Raw genomic sequence first — 2,311 nt, forward strand, 5'->3', positions numbered from 1 at the left:
GCTTATTAACCATTTAGAGCGAATAAGCCTCACAGCCTAAATTTACCGAATCTTTTGTCGACTGTTGATTAAAAAACAGCTGAACAATAATTGGTTCATTTCTAGTCATGAAAAGCCCCTGTTTAGATGGTCCTGCTACTTTGCAGGCATTAAGAAAATTACCGGGGGTCGCAAGTGTCCCGGTGATCTTTATGACTGCGCGCATCCAAGAAAAGGAATTAGCCCAGTATAAAGAAATTGGCATTCAAGACATTATCTCTAAACCTTTTGAACCTTTGACTCTAGCGGATACTTTACGTCGTTTTTGGTCAAAATATAATGAATGAGAAAATTGAAGCAAAACTTGCTGCGCTAAGGCAGGCTTATACCGAACATTTACCGGAAAAAATCAAGGAAATCAGCCAGTTATGGGGTGATGTCAAACTTAATTTTAATAAAGATAATTTTTATGAATTTCATCGTGCCGTTCATTCTCTTGCCGGCTCAGCGGGAACTTATGGCTATTCACAATTAAGCCAAGCCTGCCGCGATCTGGATGTTTACCTGCAACAGTTGCGCGATTATTCTACCTTAAATGCCATTCAACAAAGTGAAATAGCTCACCTGGTTGAGTGTATCAAAGACACCTGGCCGCAAGTTGAAAGCATACCTATAGAATTGGTTATGCCTGAAAAAATAATCAGTAAATTAATCTTTTATTTAGGGGCTAAAAAAGACAAATTCCACCGTGAGTTGCATGAGAATTTAATGCATTTAGGCTATGAGCTAATTTTGTTCCAAACTTGTGAGGCACTGCGCAAAGAAATGGAGCAGCAGCTGCCAGGCGTCATTATGCTCGATGAACACTATCTCGATGAGCAAGGATTAATTGATTTTTTGGACAAACGTCCATCACAAATATCCCTGCTTTGCCTGGCTACAAAAAATAACCTGGATATCCGCTTAAAAGCTATCCGTGCTGGTGTCTCCTTTTTTATTCAAAAACCCATAGAAATATTTCATTTAACTAATCAATTGGTACAGCTTTGTGATTTGGCTACCCGAGAAGATTATCGCATCTTAATTTTGGATGATTCAGAAACCCTCGCCACTTATTATTCTCTGGTGTTAGAGGAAGCTAATATGAATGTGCGAAGTATTACCAGCCCTTATGAGTTAATGCATGAACTACAAGATTTTAAGCCTAATTTATTATTACTTGATCTTTATTTACCTGAATGCACCGGTTTTGATATCGCTAAAATTATTAGGCAAGAAGAAAGTTATGTCAGTTTACCGATCATTTTTATATCGACTGAAAATGATCGAATTAAACAATTATCCATTTTAAACAGTTGTGGCGCGGATGATTTTTTAACCAAACCCGTTTTACCGCAAAATTTAATATCCGCCGTTAAGTCAAGAGCCCAACGTTCAGCTTTATTAAACTCCTATATTGCCTTGGATAGTTTGACAAAGCTTTTAAATCATACTTATATTTTAAAGCAATTAAGTTTTGAAATTTTACGCGCCCAACGATTTAACCAACCCATTGCCGTGGCGATGATCGATTTGGATTATTTTAAACAAATCAATGATCAATATGGGCATCCGGTTGGCGATTTGGTGTTAAAAAAAATGGCGGATATGTTTTTATCACGAGTAAGAAAAACCGATTTTGTTGGTCGTTATGGCGGAGAAGAGTTTGCGATAATTTTTCCTAATACTACTCCAGAAATGGCATTAAAATTATGCCTAGAATTATGTAAAAAAGTAGCCAAAAACGATTTTTATATTGGTGGCTATGGTTTTAATATCACCCTAAGTATAGGAATAGCTCATTATCCGATTTTTAAAACTACGGAAGATTTAGTTGCGGCTGCCGATCGCGCGCTTTATAAAGCCAAAGTTAATGGTAGGAATCGAGTCGAAATTGAAGCGGCGAAATAAGGATAATTATGCTAAAAAATGAGGACTGGTTGCATCTGGCAAGACAACTAGATTGGGATTACTCCTATGTCAAGGAAGAGGAGGTTTTTCCAGAACAAATAAGTGGCAAGCCTTGGCTTTCTCATGAGGCTTGGTGTAAGTGGGATGAGCCTTACAAAACGACTTATAATCACTATGTTACCACCCAATCGGTCAAAGAAGAGAGTGTTCTTACTATAAAGGAAGTTCTGGGTAAATTAACTGATTTTGAACGGTTAAATGTCAGGGGCTTTTCATGACTAGAAATGAACCAATTATTGTTCAGCTGTTTTTTAATCAACAGTCGACAAAAGATTCGGTAAATTTAGGCTGTGAGGCTTATTCGCTCTAAATGGTTAATAAG

3 protein-coding genes are annotated in these 2,311 nt (G+C 37.3%); all 3 read left to right on the forward strand.

Annotated elements, in window-relative coordinates:
- Nucleotides 1-107 precede the first annotated feature (107 nt).
- The 3 genes from ELY15_RS15225 to ELY15_RS15235 are packed head-to-tail and all read left to right on the forward strand — an operon-like array spanning nucleotide 108 to nucleotide 2,207.
- The gene (locus ELY15_RS15225) at nucleotides 108-326 is read left to right on the forward strand and encodes a response regulator (protein ID WP_127101524.1); all 219 of its coding nucleotides are present in this window, start codon (nucleotides 108-110) and stop codon (nucleotides 324-326) included.
- Nucleotides 319-1,929, forward strand: coding sequence for a diguanylate cyclase (locus ELY15_RS15230; RefSeq protein WP_127101526.1), 1,611 nt, complete (start codon nucleotides 319-321; stop codon nucleotides 1,927-1,929). The genes ELY15_RS15225 and ELY15_RS15230 overlap by 8 nt, the downstream gene beginning before the upstream one ends.
- Before the next feature lie 8 nt (nucleotides 1,930-1,937).
- Entirely contained in the window at nucleotides 1,938-2,207 is a 270-nt protein-coding gene (locus ELY15_RS15235; protein WP_127101528.1) for a hypothetical protein, read from the forward strand.
- Nucleotides 2,208-2,311: the final 104 nt, after the last annotated feature.

Source organism: Legionella sp. km772 (assembly GCF_003989735.1).
GTDB lineage: Bacteria > Pseudomonadota > Gammaproteobacteria > Legionellales > Legionellaceae > Legionella.